Here is a 13943-nt window from a genome sequence, read left to right on the forward strand (position 1 = left end):
CCAGGACGTACCACCCGATCGAAAGGACGGCTCGATGGAGAGCCAGCTACCCACCGCGGACTTCCTCGGCGTCGAGTCCCTGCTCGCGCCCCACGAGCAGGAGAAGCTGCAGGACGTCCGGGACTTCCTGGCCAAGGAGGTTGCCCCCCGGGCAACCGAGTGGTGGGACCGGGCCGAGTTCCCGCACGAGATCCTGCCGAAGCTGGCGGAGCTGGGACTCAGCACCCCCGTGGCCCAGGGGTACAGCCACCTGTTCAGCGGTCTGCTGATCGCCGAACTCACCCGGGCGGACACCTCGATCGCCACGTTCTTCATGGTCCACCACGACCTCTTCGTGGAGGCGCTCCACACCTTCGGCAGCGCCGAGCAGAAGGCACGCCTCCTGCAGGACGCCACGGACCTGAGGATCACCGGCGCCTTCGCGCTCACGGAACCGCAGCACGGCTCCGACGTCGCCGGCCGCATGGACACCACGGCAGTCCGCGACGGCGACACCTGGGTGGTGAACGGTGCCAAGCGGTGGATCGGCAACGGTACCTTCTGCGACCGCCTGGTGCTGTGGGCGCAGGAACCGGCCACGGGTGCCGTGCGCGGATTCCTCCTCGACGCGACCCTGCCGGGGGTGACCCGGACGCCCATCCGGAACAAGACGGCACTGCGGACCGTGCAGAACGCGGACATCGCCCTCACCGGCGTCCGGATCCCCGAGGCCGATCGCCTCGCCGGCATCGGGAGCTTCGAGGACACCCGGCAGCTGCTGCTCGGATCCCGGATCCTGGTGGGCTGGCAGGCGGTGGGTCAGCAGCTGGCCGCGTTCGACGTCGCCCGGCAGTACGCCGTGGAACGTCACCAGTTCGGGCGGCCCGTCGCCGGGTTCCAGCTGATCCAGGACCAGCTGGTGACCCTGCTGGGCAACACCGTCTCCAGCATGGCCGTCATGGCGCGGATCTCGGCACTCCAGGAGCAGGGTGCGGCGGACATGGCGCAGGCTGCCTTCGCGAAGTCCTTCACCACGGGGCGGATGCGCGAGAGCGTGGCCCTGGGGTGCGGGATCCTCGGCGGGAACGGGATCCTGACGGACCACGGGATGGCGAAGATCTTCGCGGACGCCGAGGCCGTCTACACGTACGAGGGCACCTATGAGATCAACAGCCTGATCGTGGGCCGGGCGCTGACCGGCATCTCGGCCTTCACCTGAGCTCACCGGGGGCGGGGTCGTGGCTGCCACATGACGGACGCGGTGAGGTGCAGGGCACTTCCCTGGGTAGGATCCGAACAGGAATCCGCGGCACCCCGTGCCGCCCACCTCCAGCTCCCGAAAGCAGGCACCTGTGACCTCGAACCTCGACAGCTCCCCGGAGAACGCCGCCGAGAAGTTCAGCGAAGCGGCCGGTGACATCAGCTCGGACCTCCGGGCCGATGTGCGCCGCGTCAGCACGCTCCTCGGCGAGTCCCTCGTCCGCCAGCACGGTCAGGAACTCCTCGATCTCGTGGAGCGCGTGCGGCTGCTCACCAAGGACTCGAAGGAGTCCGGGAGCGGGGGCGACGCCGAGGAGCGCGCCGTGCTCGCCGACCGGGTGCGCGAGCTCCTCGCCGGGCTGCCGATCGACCAGGCCACCGAGCTGGCCCGCGCCTTCGCCTCCTACTTCCACCTCGCCAATGCCGCCGAGCAGGTGCACCGGGTGCGTGGCCTGCGGGCCCGGCCCGAGGAGGAGGGCTGGCTCGCCCGAACCGTGGCCCGCATCGCCGCGGACGCCGGCCCGGAGGCCCTCGCCGAGGTGGTCGGGGAACTGGACGTGCGCCCGGTGTTCACGGCGCACCCCACCGAGGCGTCCCGGAGGTCCGTGCTGGACAAGCTCCGCCGGCTCTCCGACGTCCTCGCCGAGACCACCCAGGAGGGCTCGCAGCAGCGCCGCCGGCAGGACCGCCGGCTCGCCGAGGTGATCGACCTGATCTGGCAGACCGACGAGCTCCGGCAGGTGCGGCCCACGCCCATCGACGAGGCCCGGAACGCGATCTACTACCTGGGTGACATCCTCACCACCTCCCTGCCCGAGCTGCTGGAGGACCTCGGCGACCTCCTCGCGGACCACGGGGTCACCCTGCCGGACGCCACGGCGCCGCTGAAGTTCGGCTCCTGGATCGGCGGGGACCGCGACGGCAACCCCAACGTGACCGCAGCCGTGACGCGGGAGATCCTGCAGATCCAGAACCAGCAGGCCGTGCGCATCGCCATCCACTTCATCGACCGGCTCATCTCCTCGCTCTCCTCCTCCACCGCGATCGTGGGGGCGTCCCCCGAGCTGATGGCCTCCATCGAGGAGGACCTGGCCAAGCTGCCCCGCCTGGACAAGCGGGTGCTGGAGCTCAACGCCCAGGAGCCCTACCGGCTGAAGCTGACGTGCGTGAAGGCGAAGCTCCTCAACACGGCGTCCCGGATCCAGCAGCAGGGCGCCCATGAGCCCGGCCGCGACTACAACGACACCGCGCAGACCCTCGCGGACCTCGCACTCGTGGCGGACTCGCTGCGGCAGAACGCGGCGGGCCTCGCGGCGGACGGCGCCCTGGCCACCGCGTCCCGCGTCATCTCCTCCTTCGGGCTGCACCTGGCCACCCTGGACATCCGTGAGCACGCGGACATGCACCACGACGTCATCGCGCAGCTCACCGACCGTCTCGGTGAGCTGGATCTGCCCTACCTCGAGCTGGACCGCCCCGCACGCCTCGGCGTGCTCTCCCGCGAGCTCGCCTCACGCCGTCCGCTCGCCACCACCAACCCGCCGCTGGACGACGGTGCGCGGAAGACCTTCGACGTCTTCCGGGAGATCGCCTCGGCGCTCACCACCTACGGGCCCGACGTCATCGAGACGTACATCGTCTCGATGACCCGCGGTGCGGACGACGTCCTGGCGCCGGTGGTGCTCGCGCGCGAGGCGGGCCTGGTGGACGTCGTCGGCGACGGATCGGGCGGCCCCGACTCCGGGGCCTTCGCGCTCATCGGCTTCGCGCCGCTGCTCGAGACCGTGGACGAGCTCCGGGTCTCCGCCGAGATCGTGGACACCCTCCTGTCCGATCCCACGTACCGCGAGGTGGTGCGCCTGCGCGGTGACGTGCAGGAGGTGATGCTCGGGTACTCCGACTCGAACAAGGAGTCCGGTGTGCTCACGAGCCTCTGGGAGATCCACAAGACCCAGCGGCGCCTGCGCGACGTCGCGGCCGAGCACGGCGTGCGGCTGCGCCTCTTCCACGGCCGCGGAGGCTCCGTGGGCCGCGGCGGCGGGCCCACCTACGACGCCATCCTCGCCCAGCCCAACGGCGTGCTCGAGGGGGAGATCAAGTTCACCGAGCAGGGTGAGGTGATCAGCGACAAGTACTCGCTGCCCGCGCTGGCCCGGGAGAACCTCGAGCTCTCGCTCGCCGCCGTCATGCAGGGCTCCGCACTGCACCGGGCACCGCGCACCTCCGACGACGAGCGCGGCCGGTGGGCCGAGGTGATGGAGACGGTGTCCGACGCCGCCTTCTCGCGGTACCGGGGCCTGATCGACCACGAGGACCTGCCGGCCTACTTCCTCGCCTCCACCCCGGTGGAGCAGCTCGGCTCGCTGAACATCGGCTCCCGCCCGTCCAAGCGCCCCGACTCCGGCAGCGGTCTCGGGGGCTTGCGGGCCATCCCCTGGGTGTTCGGGTGGACGCAGTCGCGGCAGATCGTCCCCGGATGGTTCGGGGTGGGCTCGGGCCTCCACGCGGCGCGGGAAGCCGGGCACGAGGGCCTGCTCACCGAGATGCTGGAGCGCTGGCACTTCTTCCGCACCGTGGTCTCCAACGTGGAGATGACCCTCGCCAAGACGGACCTGGAGATCGCCGCCCACTACGTGGATGCCCTGGTCCCGGAGGAGCTCCGGCACCTCTTCGACGTGATCCGCCAGGAGTACGAGCTGACCCTGGCCGAGATCCGCCGGCTCACCGGCGAGCACGAACTGCTCGACAACCAGCCCACGCTGAAGCGCTCGCTGGCCGTCCGTGACCAGTACCTCGACCCGATCTCCTACCTGCAGGTGGAGCTGCTGCGCCGCATGCGGGCCGAGGGCGACGCCGGGCAGACCGACGAGCAGCTCCAGCGCGCCATGCTCATCACCATCAACGGTGTGGCGGCGGGGATGCGCAACACGGGCTGATCCGTCGTCGCCCGCCCTGGCCGCCGCCGGGAGACCGTGCTCCGGAATACCGCGCCTCCGGCACCGGTTCCCGCCCATGGAAGCCAGTCCGAGCGCCGGCCCGCCGGCAGATCCGAGGAGGAGCACCATGAGAGCAGTCTTCTACGAGCAGTACGGGGACCCCGGCGTCCTGCAGTACGGGGAGCAGCCGGACCCGAAGGTGGGGCCGGACGCCGTCCTCGTGGAGGTCCGTGCCTCCTCGGTGAACCCCGTGGACTGGAAGGTCACAGCCGGCTACCTCGACGGTGCCCTGCCCACGTACTTCCCGGTGATCCCGGGGTGGGACCTGGCCGGCGTGGTCACGCAGCCCGGCCCCTCGGTGACCGAGTTCCAGGCCGGTGACGAGGTGATCGGGTACGTCCGCATGGACACCGTGGGTCTCGGGACCTTCGCCGAGCAGGTCGCGGCACCGGTGCGTACCCTGGCCCGCAAGCCCCGGAACGTCTCCTGGGCCGAGGCCGCCACCATGCCGCTGGCCGGGCTCACCGCGTACCAGTCGCTCGAGGCCGTGGGTGTGTCCGAGGGCGAGACCGTCCTGGTGCACAACGGCGCCGGTGGCGTGGGGACCTACGCCATCCAGATCGCGAAGGCGCGGGGTGCCCGCGTGCTCGCCACGGCCTCCGAGAAGAACCACGAGTTCCTGCGCTCGCTCGGCGCCGAACCGGTCACCTACGGCGAGGGCATCGCGGCGCGCATCGCCGAGGTGGCGCCCGACGGCCTGGACGCGATCGTGGACTTCGTGGGCGGCGACGACTGGGTGGCGTCCCTCGAGCACCTGAACGATCCGGGCCGCGTCGCGTCCGTGGCGGACGCCGAGGTCAAGGAGCACGGCGGGTCCTACGTGTTCGTGCGGCCGAACCCGGCGGACCTGCTCGCGCTCACCGAGCTCGTCGAGGCCGGCAGCGTGACGCCGGTGCTCGCGGAGTCCTTCCCGCTGGAGCGGGCGGCGGACGCCTTCCGCAGCAGCATCGAGGGTCACGTGCGCGGCAAGATCGCCGTCACGGTCGGGGAGCACTAGCCCCCCCCGGCCCGGACCCGGCCGACGACGAGGCGCCCCGATCGTGATGATCGGGGCGCCTCGTCGTGCTGCTCCGGGGTCGGGCCGGAGCGGGTGCGGATCAGTACCGTGAGGGCGAGTACAGGGTCCCGTCGCCCTCCGGGGCGTCGGCGTCCTCGTCGCGGACGTCCAGCGGCGCGCGCCTGGAATCCTCCTCGGCGCGCAGGGAGCGGCGGTAGGCGTGGTCCCCCCGGTGCCGGCGCGAACCGGCGGTGATGACCAGCAGGAAGATGGCGAGCGCCGCCACGAAGGTCACGTTGACGGCACCGGGTTCACCGGTGGCGCGCTCGACGGCGATCCAGCCCAGCCCCCACGAGGTGGCCGCGGCCACCGCCAGCCGGCCGCGGTCCGTGGAGCACACCACGGCGGCGGTGATCAGGACGGCGACGATCCCGAGGATGGCCCACGTGGTGCCGTGCCAGTCGAAGAGGTCCACCCCGCGGTCCGTCAGCAATGCCGCGGCATTGGCGGCGGCGGCCACCAGGACCCAGCCCAGGTAGAGGCCCAGGGGGATGTCCACGCACACGCTCTCGGCTCGCGGGCGCTCCGGGATCGCGTTCAGCGTCCGCATGATGAACAGCAGCGTGAAGAACAGCAGCAGGATCACCACGAGGCTGAGCACCAGCAGGCCCGCCTGCGCGCTGAGGATCCACGCGAGGTTGAGGATCATGGACGCCGCCACGGGCCACCCGAGAGCGCGCTGCCGTCCGCGGGTCCGCTGCGAGGGGAGCCACTGGTACGCCGTGTACGCGACGAGTCCCACGTAGATGACGCGCCAGAGGGAGAAGGCGGTGGACGACGGCGCGAGGAGCGTCGCGTCCGGGGCGAAGAGGCCGCCGGCGGCGTCGCGGATGGACGGACCGCCGAACGCACCCGCCCCTGCTGCCGAGCCGAGGATGCAGACCACGGCGCAGAGGGTCACCACGCACTGGCGGACGAGGTCAGGGTCCCAGGTGCGGGCGTTGCGCACGGCTGCGCTGCTCCCGCGTCGCACCGCCCGGCCCGTGGCTCCCGCCAGCACCCCGGCACCGTGTGCGGCCCGCCGGGTCTGCTGTCCCGCGGTCCGGGCGGCCGAACGCAGCTGCGCCGCCCGTTCCGGGGAGATCCGCCAGGTCGGGGCCCGGCCGTCCGCCGGTTCCTTCCGTCCGGTCGCGGTGTCCTGTCGCCCGGACCCCGAGGTGGTGCGCGCCGCTCCGGGTGCGGGCTCGCCGCTCCCGCGGACGGTGGGGGTGCGGCGCGCGGGAGTGGTCCCGGACTTCCCCTGCGCAGCTGCACCCAAGGACGGACCGGTCGGGGCGTCGTCCCCGCCGGTGGCCGTGCCCGTTGCCGCGGTACGCGGTCGTGCCGCCTTGAGGCGTTCGAGCACGCTGGCACTCTCCGTGGATGCGGCAGCCGGTGCGGGGCCGGTCTCCGGGGCGCCGGGGGTGTCGGGAAGCTGCGGTCCCGGGCTATTCGGGGTGCTCATGGGTTCTTCTGGCCTTCCGGTGTTTCTTCAGGGCGAGAACGGCCGCTGTGATGACTCCCACCAGCGTACCGACCACCATTCCGAGGAGAGCGCTGACCTCCGGCGGTAAGCCGGTGGACGCTCCTGCGAGGAAGCCGAGCCCCACCAGCCACGCGGTCCACAGGGCGCCGCCGGCGGCTGCCGCGAGGGCGAACGGGCGCAGGGGCAACCCCGCGATGCCCGCGGCGGCGACACTCGCCGTCCGCCCGGCGGGCAGGAACCGGACGGCCACCACAGCCGCGTAGGTGGACGAGTTCCCGGCCTTCGCGATCGCGTTCCGCAGCCCACGGTGCACGGCCCGGCCCCAGCGGAAGCGGTCCAGGAAATGCGTGAGCTTGTGCCGGAAGAGGAGGAAGACGGCGAGGTCGCCCACCCAGCTCCCGGCGAGCGCCGTGAGGACCGTCAGCGGGAGCATGCCGGGGCTGTGCGCGGCCAGGGTGCCCGCGCCGATCACGAGGAGCTCCGAGGGCACCACGGGAACGGCCGCGTCGATGATGATCACCACGAACATCACGGGGAGATACAGCTCAGGGGGGATGTCCGTGCCGAACAGATCCATCCGGTCAATGTACCGCGGGGGGACTTGGCTCCGTCCCGCTGCCACCTCCCGGTCCAGGGCGGGCCGGTACCGGCGTCCCGGCGGCCGGTCATCCCCCGGGACGTCCCGTGTGGAGTCCTACGGGGAGTGATTCACCGAGTGCTGCCCCCCGAGATGGCGACCGGGCTCGTGCCGGTGATCCCCGCCGTCGAGGCGATGACCGGCCGCAGCTTCCTCTCGAGTGCCTCGTAGAACATGGACAGGGGGAACTCGTCGTCCAACACCTGGTCCGTGAGCCCGCGCGGAGGTCCGGTCACAGGGAGGGCGTCGGGGCCCTTGGCCCACACGGAGGCCGGGTGCGGGGTGAGCGTCTCCGAGATCAGTGCGTAGGCTGCGAGCCAGTGCGCGGTCTTCGGGCGGTCGATGGAGCGCCAGTACAGCTGCTCGATCCGCTCGCCCAGGGCCAGGACGACGCCGGCGGCCTCCTCCCAGTCGATCGTGAGTTCGGAGTCGGTCCAGTGGAGCACACGGTGCTGGTGCATCCAGGCGAACAGGAGCTGACCTCCCAGGCCGTCGTAGTTGCGCACCCGGTTCCCGGTGATGGCGAACCGGAAGATGCGGTCGAAGACGACGGCGTACTGCACCAGTTCGGCGTGCCTGCGCGCCTCGGGTGAGGCCTCCTCGTCCCGCTGGATCCGGACCGATTCCCGGAAGGCGGTGAGGTCGCACCGCAGTTCCTCCAGCGAGTAGAGGAAGAAGGGCATGCGCTGCTTGATCATGAAGGGGTCGAACGGCAGGTCACCGCGCATGTGGGTGCGGTCGTGGATGAGGTCCCACATGATGAAGGTGTTCTCGGTCAGCTCACGGTCCTCCAGCAGCTCCGCCGCCCTCGCCGGCAGTTCCAGGGAGGTGGTGGCGGCGGCGGCCTGCAGGACACGACGGAACCGGGCGGCCTCCCGGTCGGCGAAGATGGCGCCCCAGGGGAACGGGGGGGGGGTCCTGACCGCCACGCTCTCGGGGAACAGGACGGCGGAGTTGGTGTCGTACCCGGGGGTGAAGTCGATGAACCTGACCGGCACGAACAGGGTGTTGGAGTACTGGCCGGCCTCGAGCTCGGCGACGAAATCGGGCCACACCACCTCGAGGAGCACCGCCTCGACGAACCGGTCGGTGCTGCCGTTCTGCGTGTACATCGGGAAGAGCACCAGGTGCGGCAGGCCGTCGATGCGGGAGAGCTCGGGGTGGAAGGCCGTCAGCGAGTCCAGGAAGTCCGGGACACCGAAGCCGCCGGACTCCCAGCGGAGCAGGTCGTGGGCCAGGAGCTCCAGGTAGTCGGCGTCGTGCGGCAGCAGGGCACGGAACTCGTCGAGCGCCGTGACGATGGTCCCCACCTGGGACCGGGCCGTTCCGTGATCGGCGGGGTCCGGGACGGAGCCGTCCTTCACCTGGAGGCCCTGCAGCCCGACGGCCGCCGCCTTCAGTGCCGTCCAGGCTGGCAGTGCCCCGAGATCCTCGGCCCGCACCGCCTCGTCCGTCACCATCGCTGTCGACATGAGAGTTCCTCCTCCGTGGTCCATGTCGACGAACGTAGTGGCTGATGAGTGTTCCTAACAGCGGTTGCCTCCGAGCAGTAGATGTTCTTATGCTCGGTGCCGGAGGATGCCACCCGACGGCGTGGTCCTCTGGGGGTGGCGGAGGTTCGGCCGTCCCCTCATCCGGAGGGCGGGCGGAGGAAGGAGGCGGACCGTGCTGAACCCGGTGCACCTGCGGACCCTCCTGGAGGTGGTCCGCCACGGCTCCTTCAGCGGGGCCGCCACGATCCTGGGCTACACGCCGTCGGCGGTGTCGCAGCAGATGTCGGCCCTGGAGAGGGACACGGGCGTCACGCTCTTCACCCGGTCGGCGCGCAGCACCGTCCCCCCCGAGGCCGCCCTGTCGATGTGCCGCCATGCCTCCAAGGTCCTGACCGACATCGAGGCGCTCCTCGCCTCGACCGCCCGCGTGCACACCGGTACCGCCCACGAGCTGCGCATCGGCATCTTCCCCAGCCTGGCGACCTTCGCCCTCCCGCGCCTGCTCCGCACGCCCGGGTGGCAGCGGCTCGGGATCTCGCTGCACCTCGTGGTGGGGGAGCCCGCCCACACGATCCAGGGGCTGCGGGCCGGCGGGGACCTCGACCTGGCCCCCGACACCAGGTCGGTCGGGCGGGCCACGCCGGCCGCCCCCGCCCCCCCGCCAGTGGATCGGGGACGACCACTTCCACGTCGTCCTCCCCTCGAGCTGGGGGATCCGCGACGGTGCGCGGGTCACGGCGGACCAGCTCGCGGACATGCCGTGGATCATGCACCACCCCGGGACGGTGGACGCGACGGTGATCGAGCGCCTCTTCGCGAGCTGCAACCTCCACCCGCGGGTCGCTGCCTACTGCGACGACTTCAACGCGAGCCTCGAGCTCGCGGCGGCGGGCCTGGGGGCCGCCCTCGTCCCGGAACTCGCCATGGTCAACCGGCCCGACGGCGTCGTGACCCTCGACGTCCCCGAGATCCGGCTCGCCCGCAGCGTCTTCGCGCTCCGGACGGGCGACGCCGACGACGCCCGGGTCCGGGTGTTCATGGATCAGCTCGCCGACATCCTGCGGACCCGGAGCATCGGCCCGGTCCCCGGGGCGGGGGTGTCCCTCACCCGGCGGCGGGGAAACCCGTGAGCGTGAGGCCGGACTCGAAGCGGCGCGCGGACCCGTCCAGCGGATCGGTGAAGGCGATGCTGTGCGCGAGGAGCTGCAGGGGCACCGCGTAGTCGTCCGGTGCCTGCGCCAGGAGCACGGGGTAGAAGGGGTCGTTCATGATGCCGAGTCCCAGCGATGCCATGTGCAGCCGGAGCTGGTGCGTCTTCCCGGTGTGCGGCTGCAGCCGGTACAGGCCGTGCTCCCCGCGCTGCTCCAGCAGGCTCACGGTGGTGTGCGTGTTGGGCGGCCCCTCCACCTCCTGGGCCAGCAGGTAGGTGCGGGACTTCACGATCCTGCTGCGGACCTCCAGCGGCTCGGTGTCCAGGTGCAGCTCGGGCCGCACGGGCGCCACCGCACGGTACTCCTTGGTGATCCGCCGGTTCTCGAACAGGAGCTGGTACGCGCCGCGGGTGTCCGGGTCCACCGAGAACATGAGGATGCCGGCGGTCATGCGGTCCAGCCGGTGCATGGGGATCAGGTCCGGGAGATCCAGTTGCACCCGGAGCCGCACCAGAGCGGACTCCGCCACGTATCTGCCCCCGGGCGTGGTGGGCAGGAAGTGCGGCTTGTCCACCACGAGGAGGTGCTCGTCCCGGTGCAGGACGGTCAGCTCCACCGGCAGGCGCTCCTCCACCGGCAGCTCCCGGTAGTACCAGACGAAGGTGTGCACCCCGAGCGGCGTGCTCCGGGTCAGCGCCTCACCCCCGAGCGCCACCACCTCGCCGCGGTCGAAGCGCTCGCCGATGCCCTCGGGGTCCACGTGGTCGAAGCGGTCCAGGATGTACTCGAGGGCGGTCTCCCACGGGCCCTCCTCCGGGAGCCGGAGCCGCGTGGCGTTGACGCCGTTGCGCACGGGCAGGGGGGACCTCATCGCCATCCTGGTGCTTCCCGCCCTGTTCCGTCCATCCCGTCAGGGTAGTGCCGTTGCCTCGGGTGCTTCCACCCGGGGCTGGCAGTGCGGGCAGTAGTACAGCTCGCGCAGCTCGGTGTCCCGGTCCCCGAGCTGCTCCAGCGCCACGGGGGTCTTGCAGCGCAGGCACCCACGCTTGGAGCGTCCGTACACCCAGAGGTTGTTGCCGCGCAGCTGCCCGGTGGTGGCCCGGGTGGTGCGCAGCTTGTTGGCCTCCAGCAGTTTCCTGGACAGCTCCACCATGCGCGGCAGGTTCGGCACCTCACCCACGGGGGTGAGCGGGTGGACGCCGGTGAGGAAGCAGATCTCGCATCGGTACACGTTGCCGATCCCGGCGAGGTTCCGCTGGTCCAGCAGGGCCAGGCCGATGGGCCGTTCGGGCTGCTCGCGCAGCCGGCGCAGCGCCTCCTCGGCGTCCCAGTCGGGTCCGAGGAGATCCGGCCCGAGGAAGCCGACGGCGTCGTCCTCCTCGGCACGGGAGATGACCCGGAGGAGTCCGAGCTCGAAGCCGACCACGACGGCGTCCTCCGTCTCGAGGATGCAGCGTGCCTTGAAGGCGGGTCTGCGCCACTTCTCGCCGTGGGCGTAGACGTGCCAGAGGCCCTCCATCTTCAGGTGCGAGTGGATGTCCCAGCCGTCCTCGCCCCCGCCGCGGATGAGCAGGTGCTTGCCGCGGGCCACGGCCTCCTGCACGGTGTCCCCGGTGAAGTCCACGGTGGCGAAGCGCGGTACCCGGACGTCGCAGCGCGTGAGCACCTTGCCCGCCAGGGCGCGGTGCAGATCGCGGGCGGCCCGCCAGACGGTGTCCCCCTCAGGCACGGATCCTCAACCCCTTCGGTGTGGTGTGGAAGCCGGCGTCCGCCAGCGCCCGGCCGATGTCCGTGTCCAGGATCCCCCCGCCGTTGACCTTCTCCAGCGCCATCTTGTCCGCGGCACCCCGCCGGATCACCGTCACGAGGGCCAGGGCGGCGGCGCGGAGCACGTCCGCGTCCTCCGTGAACGTGAGCAGGGTCTTCCCGCCGCGCTCCACGTAGAGGGAGAGCGCGCCGTCCACGAGGACCACCAGCGCCCCGGCCTTCCGGCCCGCGCGGTGCCCGCCGTCGGCCCGCGGCCCGGCGAGGGCCGAGCCGTAGGGGTGCGCCGGGGCCGGGGCGGCCAGGGCCACGGCCTTCGGCGGTGGCCCTCCCCCGCCGAGGACGTCCTGGGCCGTGGGCAGCTGATTATCGGCGCTGAAGGAGCGCAGGCGGTCCACCGTGGCGGGGGCGGCGGACTGGGCGGCGCCGGGCTGCTCGATGGAGTCCCCGCGGCGGCCGCGGCCCATCTCCTCGAGCCGCGCCAGCGCCTTGTTCATCAGGCCGAAGCCCCCGGGGATGCCCTCGTTCCCCACGGCTCCGCGTGTGACCACACCGTAGCGGTCCAGCAGCAGCTCGGCCTGCGCGTGGGCGTGGAGGGTGGTCTCGGCCTCCGTGGCGGGCAGCATGTTCCAGCGCCCGGCCGCCAGGAGAGGGGTGGGGCGCTGGTAGCCGGCACCGGCGTCGCCCTCGGCGCTCAGGCGCATCGAGGCACCCGTGAGCGACTTCCCCGGAGCCCGGCCCAGCCGCCCGGTGCGGGAGGTCCGTGCCCGTGCCGGCACGGCCTTCTGCTTGTGGGCGGTCCTGCCGCTCGCGAGCAGCGAGCGCACGGGGGTGAAGGTGTCGTTGCTGATCCGGCCCGCCCACACGAGGTCCCAGAGGGCGGTGACCACGGCGGCGTCCGGTGCGGGCTCCTGCACGTCGAGGAGGTTGGTGAGCTGCCGGAGGAAGTACCCCCCGCCGCCGGAGAGCGCGTCGAGCAGCGCGGTGTGCAGGGCGGAGGGCTCGAAGGTCGGGTCGGGGCGCAGCGTCAGGGAGGCGTTCTCGGCCAGGGGCAGGGCGATCCAGCCGTCGTTCCCGGCGAGCGACCCGGCGCCGGACCACAGCACCTCGCCCGTGGCCGTCAGCTCGTCCAGCATGGCGGGCGCGTAGTGGGCCACGCGCTGCGCCGGGATCAGCGGTTCCCGGGCGGAGGCCGGGGCCGGCACGCCCGGGAGCTGGTCGATCTCGGTGATCACGCCGTCCGGGCCGCGCAGGTTCGAGCCGATGTGCTGCCACGCCGGGAGGAACCTGCCGTAGGCGGTCGGGTCCACCGGCTCCACCTCCTGACGGAGGGCTGCGAGGGAGCGGCGGCGGAGGCGGCGGAGCACCTCGGCGTCGCACCACTCGCTCGAGGCGGGGGGGCGGACCGGGATGGGGCCCGGGGCCGCGCCGGGCCGCGCGGGGGGGGCGGGCCCCGGGGGGGCCGCGGAGGGGCGGACCACGCCCACCACCACGCGCCCGGCCCCGGCGAGCCGCCGCAGGGCACCGGCGGCGCCGGCGACGCCGAGCCCCAGCCGGGAGGCGGCCTCCGCGGCGGTGAAGGGTCCGTGGGTGCGGGCGTAGCGTCCCACGAGGTCGCCGAGCGGATCGGCCACGGGTTCGATGAACGCGAGCGGGATGCCCATGGGCAGCGGGACGCCGATCGCGTCGCGGAGCCGGGCGGCGTCCTCCACGGCGGAGACCCGCTCCACGCCTGCGATGTTCACGACCAGGGCGCGGTTGGACTTCACCAGGGCGGTCACGTGCTGCCGGACCGTCTCCGGCGAGGCACGCCCCGGGTCCGGGGCCTGCGCGGCCTCGCTCGCGGCGAGCAGTTCCTCGTCCGTGGGGTCGTCCGAGGCGTCGGCGGCGACATCCTCATCGACTTGGGCCCCGGCAGCGTGCCCGGGTCCGGCCGACCGGTCGCTGCCGTCGATCAGCACGGGCTCGACGAGGGTCGCCGCCGACACGGGGGCAGCGAGGGCCGCGGTCTGCTCCGCGGGCGCCTCGAGCCGCTGGGTGATCTCCTCGACGGTGAGCGGGCCGAGCAGCCGCAGCAGGTCCGCGACCCCCTCCAGACCGCGCGCCAGGCGGTCGGGTTTGAGCCGCTGGAGTTCCAGCTC

Annotated in this window: 9 protein-coding genes and 1 pseudogene; 4 read left to right on the plus strand and 6 right to left on the minus strand. The window is 72.4% G+C overall.

Translation table 11 applies throughout. The features are described 5' to 3' along the window. Positions 1-34 precede the first annotated feature (34 nt). The 3 genes from AC792_RS07205 (at position 35) to AC792_RS07215 (ending at position 5232) form a co-directional block, all read left to right on the plus strand. The gene (locus tag AC792_RS07205; protein WP_049829875.1) at positions 35-1198 is read left to right on the plus strand and encodes an acyl-CoA dehydrogenase family protein; all 1164 of its coding nucleotides are present in this window, start codon (positions 35-37) and stop codon (positions 1196-1198) included. Positions 1199-1397: 199 nt separating this feature from the next. Next, positions 1398-4175 carry a phosphoenolpyruvate carboxylase gene (ppc, locus tag AC792_RS07210; RefSeq protein WP_049829893.1) on the plus strand — a complete coding sequence of 926 codons (2778 nt, stop codon included), beginning with the start codon at positions 1398-1400 and terminating at the stop codon, positions 4173-4175. A gap of 127 nt (positions 4176-4302) precedes the next feature. Then, entirely contained in the window at positions 4303-5232 is a 930-nt protein-coding gene (locus AC792_RS07215) for an NADP-dependent oxidoreductase (RefSeq protein ID WP_049829876.1), read from the plus strand. A gap of 100 nt (positions 5233-5332) precedes the next feature. Here AC792_RS07215 and AC792_RS07220 read toward each other — a convergent pair whose 3' ends face one another. From AC792_RS07220 to AC792_RS07230, 3 genes are all read right to left on the minus strand, one after another. Beyond that, positions 5333-6736, minus strand: coding sequence for a tryptophan-rich sensory protein (locus AC792_RS07220; protein ID WP_049829877.1), 1404 nt, complete (start codon positions 6734-6736; stop codon positions 5333-5335). Next, positions 6720-7334 carry a DedA family protein gene (locus AC792_RS07225; protein ID WP_049829878.1) on the minus strand — a complete coding sequence of 205 codons (615 nt, stop codon included), beginning with the start codon at positions 7332-7334 and terminating at the stop codon, positions 6720-6722. The genes AC792_RS07220 and AC792_RS07225 overlap by 17 nt, the downstream gene beginning before the upstream one ends. A gap of 131 nt (positions 7335-7465) precedes the next feature. After that, positions 7466-8854, minus strand: a complete 1389-nt coding sequence (locus tag AC792_RS07230) for a DUF6421 family protein (protein WP_049829894.1) — start codon at positions 8852-8854, stop codon at positions 7466-7468. A gap of 205 nt (positions 8855-9059) precedes the next feature. Here AC792_RS07230 and AC792_RS07235 point away from each other — a divergent pair. Further along, positions 9060-10017 (plus strand): annotated as a pseudogene (locus AC792_RS07235) (LysR family transcriptional regulator). Here the strand turns inward: AC792_RS07235 and AC792_RS07240 are convergent. From AC792_RS07240 to AC792_RS07250, 3 genes are all read right to left on the minus strand, one after another. Further along, the gene (locus tag AC792_RS07240) at positions 9992-10909 is read right to left on the minus strand and encodes an RluA family pseudouridine synthase (RefSeq protein WP_049829879.1); all 918 of its coding nucleotides are present in this window, start codon (positions 10907-10909) and stop codon (positions 9992-9994) included. The pseudogene AC792_RS07235 and the gene AC792_RS07240 overlap by 26 nt on opposite strands. 39 nt (positions 10910-10948) lie before the next feature. After that, positions 10949-11767 carry a DNA-formamidopyrimidine glycosylase family protein gene (locus tag AC792_RS07245; protein ID WP_049829880.1) on the minus strand — a complete coding sequence of 273 codons (819 nt, stop codon included), beginning with the start codon at positions 11765-11767 and terminating at the stop codon, positions 10949-10951. After that, positions 11760-13943, minus strand: a 2184-nt coding sequence (locus tag AC792_RS07250; protein WP_442853604.1) for an Lhr family ATP-dependent helicase, incomplete at its 5' end; no start/stop codon positions are given. The genes AC792_RS07245 and AC792_RS07250, both read right to left, overlap by 8 nt.

The sequence above is a fragment of the Arthrobacter sp. RIT-PI-e genome (assembly GCF_001187915.1).
In the GTDB taxonomy this organism is placed as follows: Bacteria; Actinomycetota; Actinomycetes; order Actinomycetales; family Micrococcaceae; genus Arthrobacter_D.

Excerpts from the sequence above, each read along its gene's own strand:
- AC792_RS07205 (WP_049829875.1), top strand. The coding sequence starts at position 35 with ATGGAGAGCCAGCTACCCACCGCGGACTTCCTCGGCGTCGAGTCCCTG.
- AC792_RS07215 (WP_049829876.1), top strand. The coding sequence starts at position 4,303 with ATGAGAGCAGTCTTCTACGAGCAGTACGGGGACCCCGGCGTCCTGCAG.
- AC792_RS07220 (WP_049829877.1), bottom strand. The coding sequence starts at position 6,736 with ATGAGCACCCCGAATAGCCCGGGACCGCAGCTTCCCGACACCCCCGGC.
- AC792_RS07225 (WP_049829878.1), bottom strand. The coding sequence starts at position 7,334 with ATGGATCTGTTCGGCACGGACATCCCCCCTGAGCTGTATCTCCCCGTG.
- AC792_RS07230 (WP_049829894.1), bottom strand. The coding sequence starts at position 8,854 with ATGGTGACGGACGAGGCGGTGCGGGCCGAGGATCTCGGGGCACTGCCA.
- AC792_RS07240 (WP_049829879.1), bottom strand. The coding sequence starts at position 10,909 with ATGAGGTCCCCCCTGCCCGTGCGCAACGGCGTCAACGCCACGCGGCTC.